Genomic DNA, 16,003 nt, shown 5'->3' with positions numbered 1-16,003 from the left:
GGTATATTATATTTTTTTCACCAAAATTTTAAACCACGCAAAATCAGAAACTCTTCGTAAAATGATCTGGCATTACGGCTGGAGCTGCTCAAAATTGATGAGTTTCTTTGTTGATATTAAATGGCCTGAGCATGTAACATTACCCAGTCCTTGCATAATTGTAGCCAACCACGAATCTTTCTTTGATCCTTATCTGGTTTCATTACAGCCTGAAAAAAACATCTGTTTTGCTGTACGCAGCTGGCCTTTTAAAATTCCTTTCTATGGATTTTACATGCGCCTTGCCGGATATATTGATGTTGAAAATGAAGAAGTGGGCAGTATTAAAAAACAAGCTTTTAATGCTCTTAACGACGGGGCAAGCCTCATGTTTTTTCCTGAAGGCACGAGAAGCAGTGATGGAAAATTAAATCGCTTTCACTCTGGTCCGTTTCTTATCGCCCTTGAATCAGGAATGCCTATTGTCCCTTTATGTCTTTCCGGTACTTACAAACTTCTTTCAAAGGGCAACATGCTTATTCGACCCTCCAAAGTAAGAGGCAAAATATTTGACCCTATTTATCCGGATAAATATAAAAAGATGAAAAACGGACATATTGAATTGCGCCGAGCAGTTAAAAAAATTATAGTTACTGGGATTGATGAGTTAAAGGAAAAAGAATCGAAATTTAATTAATTGCTGTTTGCCAAGGGAGGAATTCACAAATGAAAAACCTACGTATTCTAGCTTTCGTATTAATTTTATGTGCCGCCCTGCTTGGAGGCTGCAGAACAGCTCCTATTCATAATATTGAGCTGGCTCCTATAATCAATAATTCTCAAAGCACAAGAACTCTGGAAGAAGTCAAAAACTCTATCATCAAAGCAGGATACAGCCTCAACTGGCAGATGACTGATGTTTCTCCGGGCCATTTGATAGCAACTCTTAATATTCGGTCGCATGAAGCAGTTGTCGACATCACTTATACTACTGAAAGCTACAGTATCAACTATAAAGACAGCACAAATCTGAAGCACAAAGGTGATACTATTCATAGCAATTATAACGGATGGATTAACAACCTTGCCCGTGCAATTAACATAGAGTTAGGGCAATATAATAACATACCCCAGTCTAGCTGATCTTTATATTTCAGCACAACAAACAAAGCTACTGCAATAACATTCAAAGTAATTGCAGTAGCTTGTATTTTGATGTCTATAATTGGCCTTAAAATCAATCTGTAAATACAAATAAATTGACTATAAAGCATATCAAGATTTAAAGACTGAAAGAATGCTTTGTTAGGACAAGAGACTAGAACGACTGGGACATACCACATCATAATACATATAGTGCAATAATCTCAAAACCAGTTTTGACGGCACAATTATTCCCCGAGAAATGCTATGAACCTTCCACTTATTGCTGAAAAAGTACTACCTCATAGAGGTAAAATGCTGCTCATTGATCATATTATTTCTGCAAACGGCAGAACGGGGACTGTTACCGCAAAACTTCCACCGGAATCTATTGCAGTAAGTTCTAAAGGACGAATACTTAGCCCTTTTTATATTGAATTGGTGGCACAAGCTTATGCTGCTGTATGCGGCTACAGCTATTTACTGCAAAGAAATCCTATCCCTGAAGGCTACCTTGTCGGAGTCCAGCGGTTTGAAATTTATCAGAAAAATATTCCATGCACAGATCATGATCTTACTATTTCAGTGGAAACCATCGGGGACTTTGATGGCTTTGCGGTCGTAGAAGGAATTATTTCGATTAACAGCAAAATTCTCGCTGAAGGTAAAATTAAACTTTTTGTTCCGCAGGAAGAAACGGTTGAACAGTTAACAGCACAGCAAAATAATATTGAGGATACAATTAAATGATTTATCTGAAACGAATCTTATTCCTCTTCATTATGACAATGCTCATGGCATCAGCTGCTCTTGCCGACGTTAGTAAACAGCAACAATTTCTTTTAAGCCTAGAATCAGGTTCAAAAAATATTCATTCTATCAGCAGCAATTTCACACAGAAAAGCTATATTTCTCTTTTTGCAGATACTATGGAATCAAAAGGAAAATTTACCTTCTCCAAACCAGACAACTTGCGATGGGAATACTCATCGCCTTTTGTTTCCGGCTTTCTACTTAAGGGAAGTACAGGGCTTAAATGGGATGAAGCTGCGGCAGAACCGACTCCTTTCAGCACTCAGACATCTCCTGAAATGGCTGTAATTTCTCAACAGATTTTAGCATGGACAACCATGAATATGACATGGTTAAGCTCAACATATTCCATTAAAATGATTAACTACAGCCCACCTGTTATGGAGCTGAGTCCTAAATCAAAAACTGCAAAAAGTTTTTTGAGCTTGATTAAAATATTTTTTTCGCCAGATTCAAGATATCTTCAAGGAATTGAACTGCATGAACCAGATGGAGATTATACTAAAATAAAATTTTCAGATGTAATAATTAATGGGAATATAGCTACAGAAATATTCGAAAAAAGATAGCATGCTACCCACTAAGCCCCCTAAATCACCTATCCTTTCAGCGAAACAGATTAAGGCAGCTATAATTTTGCTGTTGTTCTTTCTTTTATGCACACTGCCGATACTGAAAGGATCACTGACCGAAGATATTTCAACCATGATCCCGCAGGGAGATAATGACAACATACGCAACGACTTTAAACTTCTGCAAAAGTCTCCGTTATCTGGAAAGGTATTAATATCCATATCAAGCTCTTCAGCCAAGCCGGAACTACTTATTCAAATTGCAGACTCTATAGCTTCTAAAATGACGCCTCCGTATCTGGTAATTCAAGATTACTCTGACATTACTCCACAAAGTATCACCAATTACCTGTTGCGATATGCACCAAGACTTACCGATAATGCGGACCTGAAACGGCTGAAGAAACTTACCTCTAACAACGAAATCGATTCCAGTTTAGTTGCAAGCAAGAAACAGCTTCTGTCTCCTGCAGGCCTAGGAATGAAAGATATTATTGCTGCTGATCCTCTGAATTTAAGGTCAATTTATCTACGCAAAATTTCTCTACTGCAAAATCTACCCAGATTTAATATGCAAGGTAAACATCTATTTAACAAAGACAAAACCGCCCTGCTGCTGATTGCCAAGTCTGAAATACCAATGACTGACTCGAAAGCAGGAGCAAAACTTCTTTCTCATTTCAAACAAATTAAAAATGAATCATTAAAGAAATACCAGACTGCAAACACCAAAATTGAAATCAACCTGATCAGCGGTCATATCTATACTGATGCGAACGCTTCAATCATTAAGAAAGACATTCTAACTGTCTCCGCAGTTTCACTCGGAGCTCTTTTGCTTCTCTTTCTGGTATGTTTTCGGCACGGCGGAGCACTAACCGTTTTTCTTGCTCCCGCAGTTGCCATAATTGCCGGATTTGGAGTGACCTCATTAGTATTCAAGCCGATGTCATCTATTGTCATAGGTTTTGGTGCGGTATTGATGGGTATATCAATAGACTTTGCGGTACATACATATTTTGCCTTGGCTGACAATAAAGGAAATAAAGACTCAGCCCTGCAGACAGTCATATCTCCAATTCTTTTCGGGGCCGCAACTTCCTGCGCAGCATTTGCAGCACTTTATGTCTCTGGAATTCCAGGCATCAGGCAACTGGCTGTTTTTTCTGTGACCGGTATTGTCGCTGCCTGCGGCTATTCCCTCCTATTTATCCCTAATTTCTGTAACTATTTCCCTGTAATCAGAACTGAAAAGAAATGCTTAAAAATTAACAATAAGCACAAACCGGCAATAATTATTTCAGCCATTCTGATTCTAACAATTGGATTATCTGCAGCATTCTCCAGCTCTTTTGATACGGAGCTTAAAAAACTTGGTTATATTTCAAGTGAAATTAAAAATTCTGAGCAGTTATTTCATAAAAAATGGGGAAATCTGCACGGGCAGTCAATGCTCTTTTCAAAGGGAGCAACCCTGGATGAAGCACTGCAAAACAGTGGAAAGGCCCTGGTTGATATTTGGAAAAATATGCCCGAAACCAAAGTTGTAAATCTTACTCCTATGTTTCCTGCTGCTTCAATTCAGAATCAAAACCTGCTGAACTGGAATACATTCTGGACTGCCGAAAAGATAATTAAGACGGCTAAAAGAGTAGATACCAAAGCCCAGAAACTAGGATTTGCGTCAAAAATATTTGACAAAACCATCCATAAACTAACCACTGATCCACCAGAAATCACGCTAGAGAGGATGAACTCTGGCCCGTTAGAGTTCCTTAGTGAACTGCTAATACCGAAAAAAGGCTATGCTAATCAAAAACTGGTCATGACCCTGTTGCCGGAAACCAGACAAATATTAGACTACTACACTCCGGTAAAGGAACATGAGCTTAACGCAAGACTAGTCTCGCAATCCAAATTCAAAGCTGAGCTTGAAAATGAAATGAAGAAAGATATCATTAAATTTATCTGTTTTTCAGGCCTGCTTGTAGCATTATTAATCTTCTTACTTTTCAGAGATATGCGCAGATCTGCGCTGGCTATTGCTCCGGTAGTATTCGGAGTAATCACTACTTTCGGAGCACTTGGACTACTGGATATACCACTCAACATTTTCCATATTGTGGCATTACCGCTTGTCATCGGCCTTGGGGCAGACTACGGAATATTTATGGTCTTTCAGGAAATAAAAACACCTTCAGCTTCCACCGTGAAAGCGGTTAAAATATCAGGGCTGACTACACTTGCAGGGTTCGGTGTACTTATTTTTGCAAAACACCCTTCACTTCATTCTCTTGGAGCAACTGTATCAATAGGGGTCAGTGCAGCTCTTATCTGTGCGGTTTTTATCCTGCCCTGTCTACTTCGTTTTAAAACCGGAACAGAGTATATCAATGACTAAAAACATACGATTGACCATACTCGCTTTGACTGTTTTGACTGTATTTTTTTGCAGTTCCTGTTCTTCACGCATACAAAAATATCCTCTACTAAAACCTAGTCCGACCTACACGCTGAAGCACTCCGCAGTACTCTCAATTGAAAAAAAAAGAATTCCTCTTCGCGGAATGCTCCATTATGAACCGCAGTATAAGCAGGCCAAAGTAGTCATACTAAGTGACATGGGAATGAAACTGCTAATTGCTGAAATTAAGGCTGATGGAACAGGATATCATTCCAAGCCGCTTTTTATTTCACCTTTTTTACGTGCAATTCCAAATTTTTATGCTGAATGTATGCGCTGCATATATAAAATTTATCTTGCTCCTGAAAAAGATAAATCTGACCAACTGACATTAACTGAAAGCGGAATCGTACATATAGGCAACTTAAATTTTGCTAAACACATTATAATAAAAAATAACCAAAAGAATTATACGCTGGAGCTTTTTTTAAACTCCGGTGAACAAATGGAACCATAAAATGGATCTTTGTACATATATCGAAAGAAGAGGTTCAGAAATAGTAGAGGAAACAGATGGATTTTCACGTACATTTTGTTTCACACCTGACTTTCCAGGGTTTGACGGACATTTTCCAGGTAACCCCATTCTACCGGGAGTTATTCAAACACTGCTTGGTGAAACAAGCTCGTTAAGTATATTGAACATGCAGTTTCCGCATGAAAGTTTTGTGCTGACAAGCGTAACCCGTTGTAAATTTTTACGACCAATCAAACCTGACGAAAATATCTCCTTAGGCTTCAATATAAAAAACAAACAAGAAAAGCACATAAGCATTTGCAAAATAACTGTGAAAAATGAAATTGCAGCATCCTATCAGCTCATTTTCAGTCCAGAGGTAAAATCGTGAGTCGCAAAAGTTATTTCCAGATTCCTGAAAACTCTCCGGCTCCCCTTCGTCTCACTGTTGAACGTAAAGTTAGATTCGAAGAAGTAGATCCCATGAATATTGTCTGGCATGGGCGTTATCCCGGATATTTTGAAGATGGCAGGGTCGCACTTGGTGATAAGTACGGCATAGGATATATGGACCTATATAAATACAAGATTGCTGCACCCATAAAAAAAATGCAGGTAGATTACATTAAACCACTTCACTTCGGTGAAGTCTTTACCATCGAGACAAGACTGCACTGGACCGAAGCTGCACGTATGAACTATGAATTTATCATACGCAACGCAGAGGGAGAAAAATCCACTACAGGATGCACTGTTCAACTTTTTATCAAAGACAATGAGCTTATGATGTATCAACCTGATTTATTTTCAGAATTATGTACCAAATGGGCAAAAGGCCTTTTATAAAAACTCGTATAGTTTTTTTTGGAATAGACGCACAAAGTAATAAATATTCAGCTATAACCAGCAGTGGAAAAGATACTGTATGCCCTCGATTTTTTTGATCTCATCTAACACGAATGTTGAACCATATCCTATTTACCCCATTGGTATGTCGGTTATTGCTAAAGCATTACAGGATGCTGGTCATAAGGTCATTCAATACGACATGCTTGCCAGTGGCAACAACCTTGATCATCTAAAAAAATCAATCATAGCAGCGAACCCTGATTATGCAGGTATTTCTATTCGCAATATTGATAATGTTGACTCTTTCACCTCTCACACAAACCAATATATCCATAAAGTCCGTCAAATAGTAAAAGTAGTAAAAGGACTGCGTATCAAGGTCATTGCAGGAGGAGCAGGATTTTCTTTGCTTCCAGAAGAAATACTTGAATATATAGGTGCGGATTACGGCATTGTAGGTGAAGGCGAATTAAAAATGGTCCGGCTCATTAGCCAATTAGAAAATGGTGATGAAGTTCCTGCCATTTTCAAACCTGAGGAAGGGATTCAGGGAGAAAATATCCCCCTCCCCCTTTGGTCTGAGGAACTTTTGAAATTTTACATTGCTGAAAGCGGCGTTGTTAATGTTCAGACCAAAAGAGGCTGTGAAAACCATTGCTCATATTGCACATATCCTTTTCTGGAAGGACACCAAATGCGAGTGAGGCCCCCTGAAAATATAGCTGATGAAATCGAAATTCTTTATGCACAGGGAGCTGATAATTTATTCTTTACGGATTCAGTTTTCAATGACCGTAATGGCCATTACCTGCTGGTTGCCGAAGAAATTATTCGCCGTAAACTAAACATTAAATGGTGTGCTTTTTTTCAGCCTCATAAAATTGAAAACAGCGAATTAAAACTCTTGAAGCAATCCGGGCTTAAAGCCATGGAAGTCGGAACAGATGCAACCACAGATACCACAATGAAAGCACTGCATAAAGGATTTACCTTTGACGATGTTGTGGATTTCAATGAAAAATGCATTGCTCAAAAAATACCATGTGCTCATTTCGTAATTTTCGGTGGACCTGATGAAACAATCAAAACTGTAAACGAAGGCATTTCCAATATGAACAGCCTACGCAATTGCGTGGTATTTCCATTTTCCGGAATCAGGCTGCATAAGGGAACCCCGCTCTTTACACGGGCAGTAAAAGAGGGTCTAATTTCTCCAGATCATCCATTAATTGATCCAGTTTACTATTTTTCACCATTACTTGATAAAGATGAAATGAATACAGCATTACTCACCGGATTTAAAAAACGCAGAGATCGCCTTTTCCCCCCCGATGAAGGTCAACAACGCATTAATATTATTAAAAGGTTCGGCTTCAGAGGAATTCTCTGGGATCAGTTAATCAAATTCGACCAGCCTGAAAAATAAAATGAATATGGAGCATAATCTGAGTAATCAAGTCATAAAACCACTGATAGTCATTCCCCTGTTTAATCATGCTAAAACTCTGCGAGATGTAACTGAAAGATGTCTTAAATATGGAGATGTGCTGATTGTTGATGACGGGAGTACTGACAATGGACTTGCAAAAATATCAGATCTTGCAGTTGCCACCATCAGCCATACAAAAAATGCGGGCAAGGGACAGGCTATCCTGACTGCGGCAGATTACGCAATCAGGATGGGCAAGACTCATATTATCACCATTGATGCAGACGGCCAGCATTTTCCAGAAGATATCCCGCTTTTTCTTAATGCCATTGAAAAAAATACCGAAGCTATTTTGGTAGGCAGTCGTGATTTTGATGGACCGAATGTTCCCGGTGCATCCAAATTCGGGCGCAGTTTTTCTAATTTCTGGCTGCGTGTTCAAACTGGAAGCAAGCTTAGTGATGTGCAAAGTGGATTTAGAGCATACCCACTTGAGATATTTACTGTAGTCAAAACATATGAACGCCGATACGCCTTTGAAATCGAAATTCTGGTTAAATCTGCATGGGCCGGATATAAGCTTTGTGACATACCTATTAAAGTATATTACCCCTCCCCCGAAGAAAGAATCTCGCATTTTGATAAATTTAAAGACAACATAAGAATCTCCTTTTTAAATACAAGGCTTACAGCACGATCTTTTATCCCTATTCCACACAGACAATTTGACAAGGATGAAGAAGGTAAAGTTACACCTATTCATCCGTTGCGTTCACTGCGTATTCTTCTCTCAAAAGATGAAACACCTTTTAAACTGGCTATCGCCGGAGCAGTAGGGATGCTCCTTGGAACACTGCCTCTTATTGCTATGCACTCTATTGCAATAATTGTTGTCTGCGGGTTCTTCAGACTGAGTAAGATTACAGGCCTGGCTGTAAGCCAGCTATGTATTCCTCCACTCGTTCCAGCTCTATGTATCGAAACCGGATATTTCATCCGTAACAATGAATTTCTAACTGAAATTTCTTTGCATACGATTGGATATGAAGCATTAGAACGCTTCTATGAGTGGATACTTGGTTCCCTTGTGTTAGGTCCTCTTTTTGCCTTGCTTATAGGAATGATTATTTATGTCATGGCCTTTATTGTTAGACGGTTTTTAGATATGAAACCGCTATAATTAATTGAGAGCGCAACAGTGAGCAGACAAAAAGATCCGCAAAAGGCTGAAAGATGGACCAGTAAAAGTCTGGCTTCTGCTTTTTTTCATAATATATTTTACTTAATTATTCGTACATTAGGTCATCAAGCTGCATATTTGTTGCTCTTCTTTGTTGTCATATTCTACTGTCTTTTACCCAAGATTCGTAAAAGATCCTCATACTATCTGCAACGACGATTCGGTCAAGCCGGCAAAGTAAGATCATTTGTCCGGACATTTCGGCTTTACTGGAATTTTGGAAAAATGTTGGTAGACCGCTCAGTTTTCAGAATTCTAGGCCGCTTCCAGACCACCAATGACAGCGAACATGAGAAAGAACTGAAGCAATTGTATGACATAAACAACAGGCTTATTTTAATTACAGGACATGTCGGTTGCTGGCAGATGGGCATTTCATTTCTGGATTTTATCAATGCTCCCAAGGCAATTGTAATGCTTATGGAAACTGGAAATGTTGATCAGCATAGTTTTAAGTGGAAGAAATCAGGGGCACGAAACGCTGAAAAGAGTGTTGAAGAAATAGCTATAATTAATCCGGCAGCTCCACTTGGCGGTTCCCTTGAGATGCTGAGCGCACTGAAAAATAAAAGTGTACTGTGTATCAATGCAGACCGCACTTTCGGCAGCATGAAAAATACGGTTGAGGTTGTCTTTTTAGGAGACAGAATTAGTCTTCCTGTAAGTCCGTATAAAATAGCCGCAGCAACTGGCACCCCAATAGCCATTGTTTTTTCAGAAAGGACAGGAGCGGGGAAAGGTAATTTCCGGTTAATCAAAACAATTACCGTGCCCCATGACGCTGATAAAGGCGAAATTCGCGGAGCTGAAGCCTTTAAACCATATGCGCAGGAATATGCTCGTGAACTTGAAAAATATTGTCAGGATTATCCGTACCAGTTCTATAATTTTTTCAATATGTGGCAGTAACAGACTACTTTTTTTATTAAGCAATCAGAATAAGAGGTAAAATTGCATACCAGACTAAAAGAGCTTCTCATAGAAGAGCTGAACCTAATTGATGTAACAGTTGACGAGATTGAAAACGATGCCCCTCTCTTTGGAGATGGCCTCGATCTTGATTCTCTTGATGCGGTTGAAATTGTTGTGCTGGTCCAGAAAAATTTCGGAGTTGAGATTAAAAACATGGACGAAGGAAAAGTCGCATTTCAGTCCATCAACAGCCTTGTAGAATTTATTAAAGAAAGACAGGGATAATTCATGGATTCCCCTGTCTCCATCTGTGCCACAGGATGCGTTTGCGCTGCTGGCAGCGATACTGAGTCCTGTTTTGAAACAATGCTGAATGGACATATTTTACCAAGTTTCCACGGGACTGTTTTATACAATCAAAAAATGCACTCGCCTGTATTCTCTGTGAACGAAAACTGGATAAGCTCAGTAGAATGTTCTCCTAGTTACACAAAAACAGCACGACTGCTTTTCAAAGCAACACAGGAAGCCCTTACGCAGCTAGGACTTTCATCTGATATTTTAAACACCCTCAATATCGGCACATGCATTGGTTCTTCAACCGGAGCATCGCTTAATTTCAAGTCTTTCTATCAAGAATGGCGTGAAGGAAAAGATACGGACCTCAAAGAAATTGACAGCTATCTCTGTAGCAATCCGGCTGCAGCGCTGGCTGACTATTTTTCACTGAGCGGTCCCGTCCAAACTGTTACCAATGCCTGTTCTTCCGGGACAGATGCGCTTGGGATAGGCGCATCATGGATACGGCAGGGATTATGTGATCTGGTTATTGCAGGAGGAGCAGACGAGTTAAGTGAAATTTCATACACTGGTTTTTCCAGACTCATGATAACCAGCCATGAGCCATGCCAACCTTTTGATAAAAACAGAAAAGGCCTGAATCTGGGAGAAGGTGCAGCCGTTCTAATCCTTATCGGAGAAAAAGCACTGCAAAAGCTGAATGTTACACCATTTGGTAAAATTCTAGGCTACGGCACTTACAGTGATGCTCATCATCTCACTGCCCCGCACCCGGATGGCCAGGGACTGAAAAAAGCCATTCATCATGCTCTGCTTCGCAGCGATATTACAGCCGATAACATTGGTTTCATAAATGCACATGGAACTGGTACCGAAAATAACGATCGGATTGAAGGAGCAGTCATAAATGACATCTTCACAGACACTCCCTTCACTGGAATAAAAGGTTTCACAGGGCACACACTAGGTGCTGCAGGAGCTATTGAAGCTGTCATGACAGTTATGTCGCTATGTAAAAGCCAACTCATGCCCACTGAAGGTTTTACAGAGGCAGACCCTGATATAATAATTTGCCCAGTGCAGAATAAAACAAAAATTGATGCACGATATGCTCTTTCTGAATCTCTTGCTTTCGGAGGAAATAATTCTGCAATAGTTTTCGAACGGGGAGTAGCATAATGCGACTGGCTATAACAGGAGTAGGCCTTGCCGCCGCGGGAATTGATCTAGAACAGCTCAAAAAAAACGTTGTAAACAGAACAATAATCCAGTCTTTACCTGAAAAAACAGAGACAGCGGAACTTAATAATTATTTCTCCCCCCGCAAATTACGCCGCGTGGATCATTTTACCCGTATGACCATGCTGGCAGCTTGTAGGGCCATGCAGGACCATGCTGACATAAGTCAAGATGATTTTAAAACACAACTTCCCATCCCTGATGACATGGGCATAATAATCGGCTCAGGATACGGCCCGTCTGAAACAGTTTTTGATTTTCTAGACTCCATCATTGAGCACGGGGCTGAATGTGCTTCGCCACTATCTTTTTCACATTCAGTACACAATATCCCTGCAGCTACAATCAGTCTTTTTCTAAATTATCAATGTCCGTGCACGACCATTTGTCAAACCTATGCCCCGCTCACAACTGCACTGAACAACGCTGCATGCTGGATAACCGAAGGACGATCCAAAAACATTCTGCTTGGTCTTGTTGATGAAAAAACTCCTCTTCTTGAACATAACACTAAACGTATGCTTGATAAAAAAGCATCAAACACTGATATCCCGCTTGGGGAGGGAGCCTGCTTTTTTATGCTTTCTGATGCATCTGAATCAGAATCGGCCAAATACGGCTCACTGGAGTTTAAAACTATTCGGCAAAATGATCTTGCTGATATGTGTAAAGACTCTGCGATATTTGCCCCAAAACGGACCATAGCTAGATTAAAAAAAATAAATGTATCAGCTGAAGCATCACTAAGTGCGGACATGCCCACGGCAGCTGCTATTGAACTAGCTGCAGCTGTTCTTTACAATCATGAGAACAGACCGTCTGTCTGCATAGAACAGGCTGGAAAGAAATTCACTCATATATGTTTTCATAACAACAGGCGTTAACATGTCCCCGAAGCAAAGTTTAACTGTTCTTGATATTCAGGAAATGATTTCATCCACTCTGCTAACGGAGATGGCTTACCAAAAACGACTGGACAATATACATAATAACACCCTAAGCAACTCTTTTATTCCTGATAATGATTCCCTTCCAGAATTAGATGACGTGCTCGATCACATTGCCCGGCAATTCAGTATTAAAAATTCTGTCCAGCTGAGAGGTCTGACGCTAAAGGAAATGTCAGAGCTTATTTTCAGTGAAACTTCCGGAACTCCGGAAAAAATGATCTTTTTTACATCCGGCAGTACCGGTAAACCGACTCCGGCTGATTCATATTTTTCAAATGCGTGGCAGGAAATAAATGCTTTGGCCACACTCTTTCCTGAGCGGAAACGAATCGTCAGCTTTGTTCCACGACATCACATATATGGATTCCTCTTTTCTATTCTGCTGCCTAAAGCTCTTAGTATTCCCGCTGTTTTTAAGCCACCGTTGCCAACTCCAGAACTTATCCTCAGCCTGAGCCCCGGCGATCTGGTTATAGCTTTCCCCTTGCTTTGGTCTAAGCTGCAAAAAACTACGGCAAATTTTAATAATAATATTTTCGGTGTGACCTCTACAGGGCCATGCCCGAAGGAAACTATTGATGGCCTTTTAAATAAAAGCCTTTCCCGCATGACAGAGGTGTTCGGTTCATCAGAAACAGGCGGTATAGGCTATCGGCATAATCCGTCAGATTTCTATACGTTGCTGCCCCATTGGACAAAAATTGACGAAAATTTATTAGAGCGGATTTCACCAGTAAACAACCAAAACACAAGTTTCTCTTTGCCAGATGCTTTTGAGTGGAAAGATAAAAATAAATTCATCCCTATATGCCGCAAAGACAAAGCTGTGCAAGTCGCTGGGATTAACGTCTACCCGACTAATGTTGAATCTTTCTTCAACTCACTCCCCCAAGTGAAAGAATGCTCAGTAAGGCTGATGCGTCCGGAAGAAGGTGAAAGGCTAAAAATTTTCATTGTTCCTACTGCCAGTATCAATTCATCTGGACTGGAAAAAATTCTTCGCAAAGCAGCCTCAACATTAAGCCCGCATGAAAAACCAGGATCATATGCTTTTGGCTCAAAGCTTCCTACCTCAGATATTGGAAAACGCTCAGATTGGTAACCAGCTTTTATCTAGATAAAAGCTGGTTTTTGTTTAGACAAAGTCAAACTGATGTATTGAGTAATTTCACCATATATTTTCTAGTGTACGCAATGTACACATCACCAATCCACATCATAATACATAAAATAATTACGAAACAAGTAAGTTAATTTTAACAATACACCATATTTATGGAACATTTTGTATTTACTCTTGTTTTCAATATTTTTTTACAATCTTCACCCTGTAAACTACAACATAATCTTTACAATACTCACAAAATAGTGAAAACATCGACGAGTTGTATTTGAATATTATACAAACGTTCAGTTTAAACGTGTAGTTGGTGCCTACGCTCAAAGCTGTGATATTTTACTTAAGCAATAAAAACAAAAGGCGGAAAATATGAGTTTTAAAGATTGGAGCCTGAAAAATAAAATCATTATCCCCACTTTTTTAGTGGTGCTTATAATCCTTGCAATCAGTACCTCGATTATGACGGTTCAATCAAGAAAGCTTGCTGTTGATCAGGCACAAAAAATAGCAAATCAACAAGCTAGAAGTTATAGCAATCAAATTGCCGAGACTCTTGGCAAAGCATTGACTGTAACACGGACGTTAGCAGCAATGTTTGAGGAAGGAGCCAATTATAAAACAGTTCCTGACAGAGAATTTCTCGACTCAGTGCTAATTAAGACACTTAAACTTCACTCAGGACTATCAGGCACATGGTGCACTTTCCCGCCCAATGCATACGACAACAAAGAAGATGAATACCATGACAAGTATAAAGGAACTTATCGGAACTGGTATTATCGTGACGGAGGAAAAATAGCCGAGTCATTTGTTGGCGAGGAAGACCTAACCGGACAGGCGTGGTTTGAAGTCCCCATGAATGGTGATGTTGAAATACTTGGAGAACCTTATCCATTTGATGTGGATGGAAAAACATTCTGGCTTGCATCCACAGGTTATCCAATCAAAAAGAATGGACAAAATATCGGAGTGGTCGGGGTTGATTTCTATCTAAACGACCTGCAGGAAGAAGTACTCAAGATCAAGCCTTTTGAAACAGGGTTTGCATATCTTGTTACAGACAAAGGGACTATTGTAGCCCATCCCGATACAGATCTTCAGGCTAAAAACCTCTCCGGAAGTTTGAAAAATGCTTATACGGACAAGATTCTTAAAGCGATAAGAAATGGTGAGCCATATTCATATGTAGCCCCATCTGCGACAACCGGGAATATGGAATACGTTACTTTTGCCCCTATCAAAGTAGGCAAAACAAAATTTCCATGGAGTATTGCCATTGTTATTCCGATGGAAAAAGTGGAAGCTCAGGCCAACGGCATTGCCAAGATCAGTATAGGTGTAAGCGTTGTAGCGATACTTATCCTACTGATGATCCTACTTTTATTAGCTAATATAATAAGTAAACCTATTCTCAAAGCTGCAGATTATACTGGAACTGTTGCCAAGGGTCATCTTGATGCTACTCTTGATATCGAGCAGAGAGATGAAATAGGAAAAATGGCTGATTCTCTGCGGGCAATGGTAAAAGAGCTGAAAGAAACTATCCATAAAGCCGAAGGGGAAACTCAAAAGGCAGAACAGGAATCTGAAAAAGCAAGACATGCAACAGCAGAAGCAGAAAAAGCTAAAGAAAAAGCGGACCGGGCCAGAACCGAAGGACTGCTGCACGCTGCGAGCCGCGTAGAACAAGTTCTTGAGCAGGTTGTTTCTGCATCAGAGGAAATGTCTCTACAATCAAATGAGCTGCTACGCGGGGCAGAAATTCAAAGTGATCGCATTGCAAGCACTGCAACGGCGATGGAAGAAATGAATGCCACTGTTTTGGAAATTGCACGAAATGCTAGTGACGCAGCTACTTCTGGCACAGAAGCTCAGGGAAAAGCCAAGGATGGGGCTGAAGTTGTGAACAAGTCCAGATCATCACTTGATCAGACTGTCACTGAGGTAAATAATCTAAAAGGCAACATGGTAGAACTGGATCAGCAGGCAAAAGGGACTGAAACAATTATCGGTGTAATTACTGATATCGCCGACCAGACGAACCTGCTGGCCCTTAATGCCGCTATTGAAGCAGCACGAGCAGGTGAAGCCGGCCGTGGTTTCGCAGTTGTTGCTGACGAAGTAAGAAAACTTGCAGAAAAAACAGTTGCTGCCACAAGTGAAGTTTCAAACTCAATTGTAGCAATTCAAAGAGTTGCAGGAGAAAACATCACCTCAATGGAAAATGTTTTTAAGCGCATTCAAGAAGCTACGGATTTCTCAAGCAGCTCTGGAGAAATGCTGCATGACATCGTCGTGAGAGCAGAAGAGAGTGCAACTCAAATTCATAGCATTGCCACAGCAGCCGAGCAGCAGTCTGCAACATCGGAAGAAATCAACAACGCTATCGATGAGATCAACCAGATAACGATTGAAACGGCAAGTGGTACACGTGAATTTGCAACAACCCTGGACTCACTTGCTGAGCAGATATCCGAAATGCAACGAATCGTTCAAGATCTAAAAGACAACAGCTAAACCGATTTCAGGACGGGAC

Annotated in this window: 16 protein-coding genes; all 16 read left to right on the top strand. The window is 40.2% G+C overall.

The features are described 5' to 3' along the window. Nucleotides 1–97 precede the first annotated feature (97 nt). The 16 genes from H589_RS0116685 (at nucleotide 98) to H589_RS20020 (ending at nucleotide 15,984) form a co-directional block, all read left to right on the top strand. A complete protein-coding gene (locus tag H589_RS0116685) occupies nucleotides 98–676 on the top strand; it encodes a lysophospholipid acyltransferase family protein (RefSeq protein ID WP_245577188.1) in 579 nt (192 codons plus the stop codon). Nucleotides 677–705: 29 nt separating this feature from the next. Then, a complete protein-coding gene (locus H589_RS0116680; protein WP_027723076.1) occupies nucleotides 706–1,122 on the top strand; it encodes a hypothetical protein in 417 nt (138 codons plus the stop codon). Nucleotides 1,123–1,389: 267 nt separating this feature from the next. After that, nucleotides 1,390–1,872: a hotdog family protein gene (locus H589_RS20030; protein ID WP_051249798.1), complete on the top strand. Its 483-nt coding sequence runs from the start codon at nucleotides 1,390–1,392 to the stop codon at nucleotides 1,870–1,872. Continuing rightward, nucleotides 1,869–2,504 (top strand): LolA family protein, encoded by a 636-nt coding sequence (locus H589_RS0116670; protein ID WP_027723075.1) that lies wholly within the window; start codon nucleotides 1,869–1,871, stop codon nucleotides 2,502–2,504. The genes H589_RS20030 and H589_RS0116670 overlap by 4 nt, the downstream gene beginning before the upstream one ends. Nucleotide 2,505: 1 nt before the next feature. Beyond that, on the top strand, nucleotides 2,506–4,908 hold the full coding sequence (locus H589_RS20025) for an MMPL family transporter (protein WP_051249797.1): 2,403 nt from the start codon (nucleotides 2,506–2,508) through the stop codon (nucleotides 4,906–4,908). Then, a complete protein-coding gene (locus H589_RS0116660) occupies nucleotides 4,901–5,428 on the top strand; it encodes a hypothetical protein (protein WP_027723074.1) in 528 nt (175 codons plus the stop codon). The genes H589_RS20025 and H589_RS0116660 overlap by 8 nt, the downstream gene beginning before the upstream one ends. A gap of 1 nt (nucleotide 5,429) precedes the next feature. Then, a complete protein-coding gene (locus H589_RS0116655) occupies nucleotides 5,430–5,819 on the top strand; it encodes a 3-hydroxyacyl-ACP dehydratase FabZ family protein (RefSeq protein ID WP_027723073.1) in 390 nt (129 codons plus the stop codon). After that, nucleotides 5,816–6,274 carry an acyl-CoA thioesterase gene (locus H589_RS0116650; protein WP_027723072.1) on the top strand — a complete coding sequence of 153 codons (459 nt, stop codon included), beginning with the start codon at nucleotides 5,816–5,818 and terminating at the stop codon, nucleotides 6,272–6,274. The genes H589_RS0116655 and H589_RS0116650 overlap by 4 nt, the downstream gene beginning before the upstream one ends. A gap of 79 nt (nucleotides 6,275–6,353) precedes the next feature. Then, nucleotides 6,354–7,703, top strand: coding sequence for a lipid biosynthesis B12-binding/radical SAM protein (locus tag H589_RS0116645; RefSeq protein WP_027723071.1), 1,350 nt, complete (start codon nucleotides 6,354–6,356; stop codon nucleotides 7,701–7,703). A gap of 1 nt (nucleotide 7,704) precedes the next feature. After that, nucleotides 7,705–8,886: a DUF2062 domain-containing protein gene (locus tag H589_RS0116640; protein ID WP_245577186.1), complete on the top strand. Its 1,182-nt coding sequence runs from the start codon at nucleotides 7,705–7,707 to the stop codon at nucleotides 8,884–8,886. Nucleotides 8,887–8,904: 18 nt separating this feature from the next. Beyond that, entirely contained in the window at nucleotides 8,905–9,855 is a 951-nt protein-coding gene (locus tag H589_RS0116635) for an LpxL/LpxP family acyltransferase (protein WP_027723069.1), read from the top strand. Nucleotides 9,856–9,897: 42 nt separating this feature from the next. Continuing rightward, on the top strand, nucleotides 9,898–10,143 hold the full coding sequence (locus H589_RS0116630) for a phosphopantetheine-binding protein (protein ID WP_027723068.1): 246 nt from the start codon (nucleotides 9,898–9,900) through the stop codon (nucleotides 10,141–10,143). A 3-nt stretch (nucleotides 10,144–10,146) separates the two neighbouring features. Then, nucleotides 10,147–11,337 (top strand): beta-ketoacyl-[acyl-carrier-protein] synthase family protein, encoded by a 1,191-nt coding sequence (locus tag H589_RS0116625; protein ID WP_027723067.1) that lies wholly within the window; start codon nucleotides 10,147–10,149, stop codon nucleotides 11,335–11,337. Then, nucleotides 11,337–12,281: a beta-ketoacyl synthase chain length factor gene (locus tag H589_RS0116620; protein ID WP_051249796.1), complete on the top strand. Its 945-nt coding sequence runs from the start codon at nucleotides 11,337–11,339 to the stop codon at nucleotides 12,279–12,281. The genes H589_RS0116625 and H589_RS0116620 overlap by 1 nt, the downstream gene beginning before the upstream one ends. Before the next feature lies 1 nt (nucleotide 12,282). Further along, nucleotides 12,283–13,449, top strand: coding sequence for an AMP-binding protein (locus tag H589_RS0116615; RefSeq protein WP_027723065.1), 1,167 nt, complete (start codon nucleotides 12,283–12,285; stop codon nucleotides 13,447–13,449). Between the two features lie 387 nt (nucleotides 13,450–13,836). Next, the gene (locus tag H589_RS20020; protein WP_051249795.1) at nucleotides 13,837–15,984 is read left to right on the top strand and encodes a methyl-accepting chemotaxis protein; all 2,148 of its coding nucleotides are present in this window, start codon (nucleotides 13,837–13,839) and stop codon (nucleotides 15,982–15,984) included. Nucleotides 15,985–16,003: the final 19 nt, after the last annotated feature.

The organism is Maridesulfovibrio zosterae DSM 11974 (assembly GCF_000425265.1).
GTDB classification, from domain to species: domain Bacteria; phylum Desulfobacterota; class Desulfovibrionia; order Desulfovibrionales; family Desulfovibrionaceae; genus Maridesulfovibrio; species Maridesulfovibrio zosterae.
The sequence above is the reverse complement of the archived record's forward strand: the minus strand, read 5'-3'. Positions and strand labels throughout refer to the sequence as shown.

What these genes read in the sequence shown, in the direction of transcription:
- H589_RS0116685 (WP_245577188.1), top strand. Translation starts at nt 98, where the DNA reads ATGAGTTTCTTTGTTGATATTAAATGGCCTGAGCATGTAACATTACCC.
- H589_RS0116680 (WP_027723076.1), top strand. Translation starts at nt 706, where the DNA reads ATGAAAAACCTACGTATTCTAGCTTTCGTATTAATTTTATGTGCCGCC.
- H589_RS20030 (WP_051249798.1), top strand. Translation starts at nt 1,390, where the DNA reads ATGAACCTTCCACTTATTGCTGAAAAAGTACTACCTCATAGAGGTAAA.
- H589_RS0116670 (WP_027723075.1), top strand. Translation starts at nt 1,869, where the DNA reads ATGATTTATCTGAAACGAATCTTATTCCTCTTCATTATGACAATGCTC.
- H589_RS20025 (WP_051249797.1), top strand. Translation starts at nt 2,506, where the DNA reads ATGCTACCCACTAAGCCCCCTAAATCACCTATCCTTTCAGCGAAACAG.
- H589_RS0116660 (WP_027723074.1), top strand. Translation starts at nt 4,901, where the DNA reads ATGACTAAAAACATACGATTGACCATACTCGCTTTGACTGTTTTGACT.
- H589_RS0116655 (WP_027723073.1), top strand. Translation starts at nt 5,430, where the DNA reads ATGGATCTTTGTACATATATCGAAAGAAGAGGTTCAGAAATAGTAGAG.
- H589_RS0116645 (WP_027723071.1), top strand. Translation starts at nt 6,354, where the DNA reads ATGCCCTCGATTTTTTTGATCTCATCTAACACGAATGTTGAACCATAT.
- H589_RS0116640 (WP_245577186.1), top strand. Translation starts at nt 7,705, where the DNA reads ATGAATATGGAGCATAATCTGAGTAATCAAGTCATAAAACCACTGATA.
- H589_RS0116625 (WP_027723067.1), top strand. Translation starts at nt 10,147, where the DNA reads ATGGATTCCCCTGTCTCCATCTGTGCCACAGGATGCGTTTGCGCTGCT.
- H589_RS0116620 (WP_051249796.1), top strand. Translation starts at nt 11,337, where the DNA reads ATGCGACTGGCTATAACAGGAGTAGGCCTTGCCGCCGCGGGAATTGAT.
- H589_RS0116615 (WP_027723065.1), top strand. Translation starts at nt 12,283, where the DNA reads ATGTCCCCGAAGCAAAGTTTAACTGTTCTTGATATTCAGGAAATGATT.
- H589_RS20020 (WP_051249795.1), top strand. Translation starts at nt 13,837, where the DNA reads ATGAGTTTTAAAGATTGGAGCCTGAAAAATAAAATCATTATCCCCACT.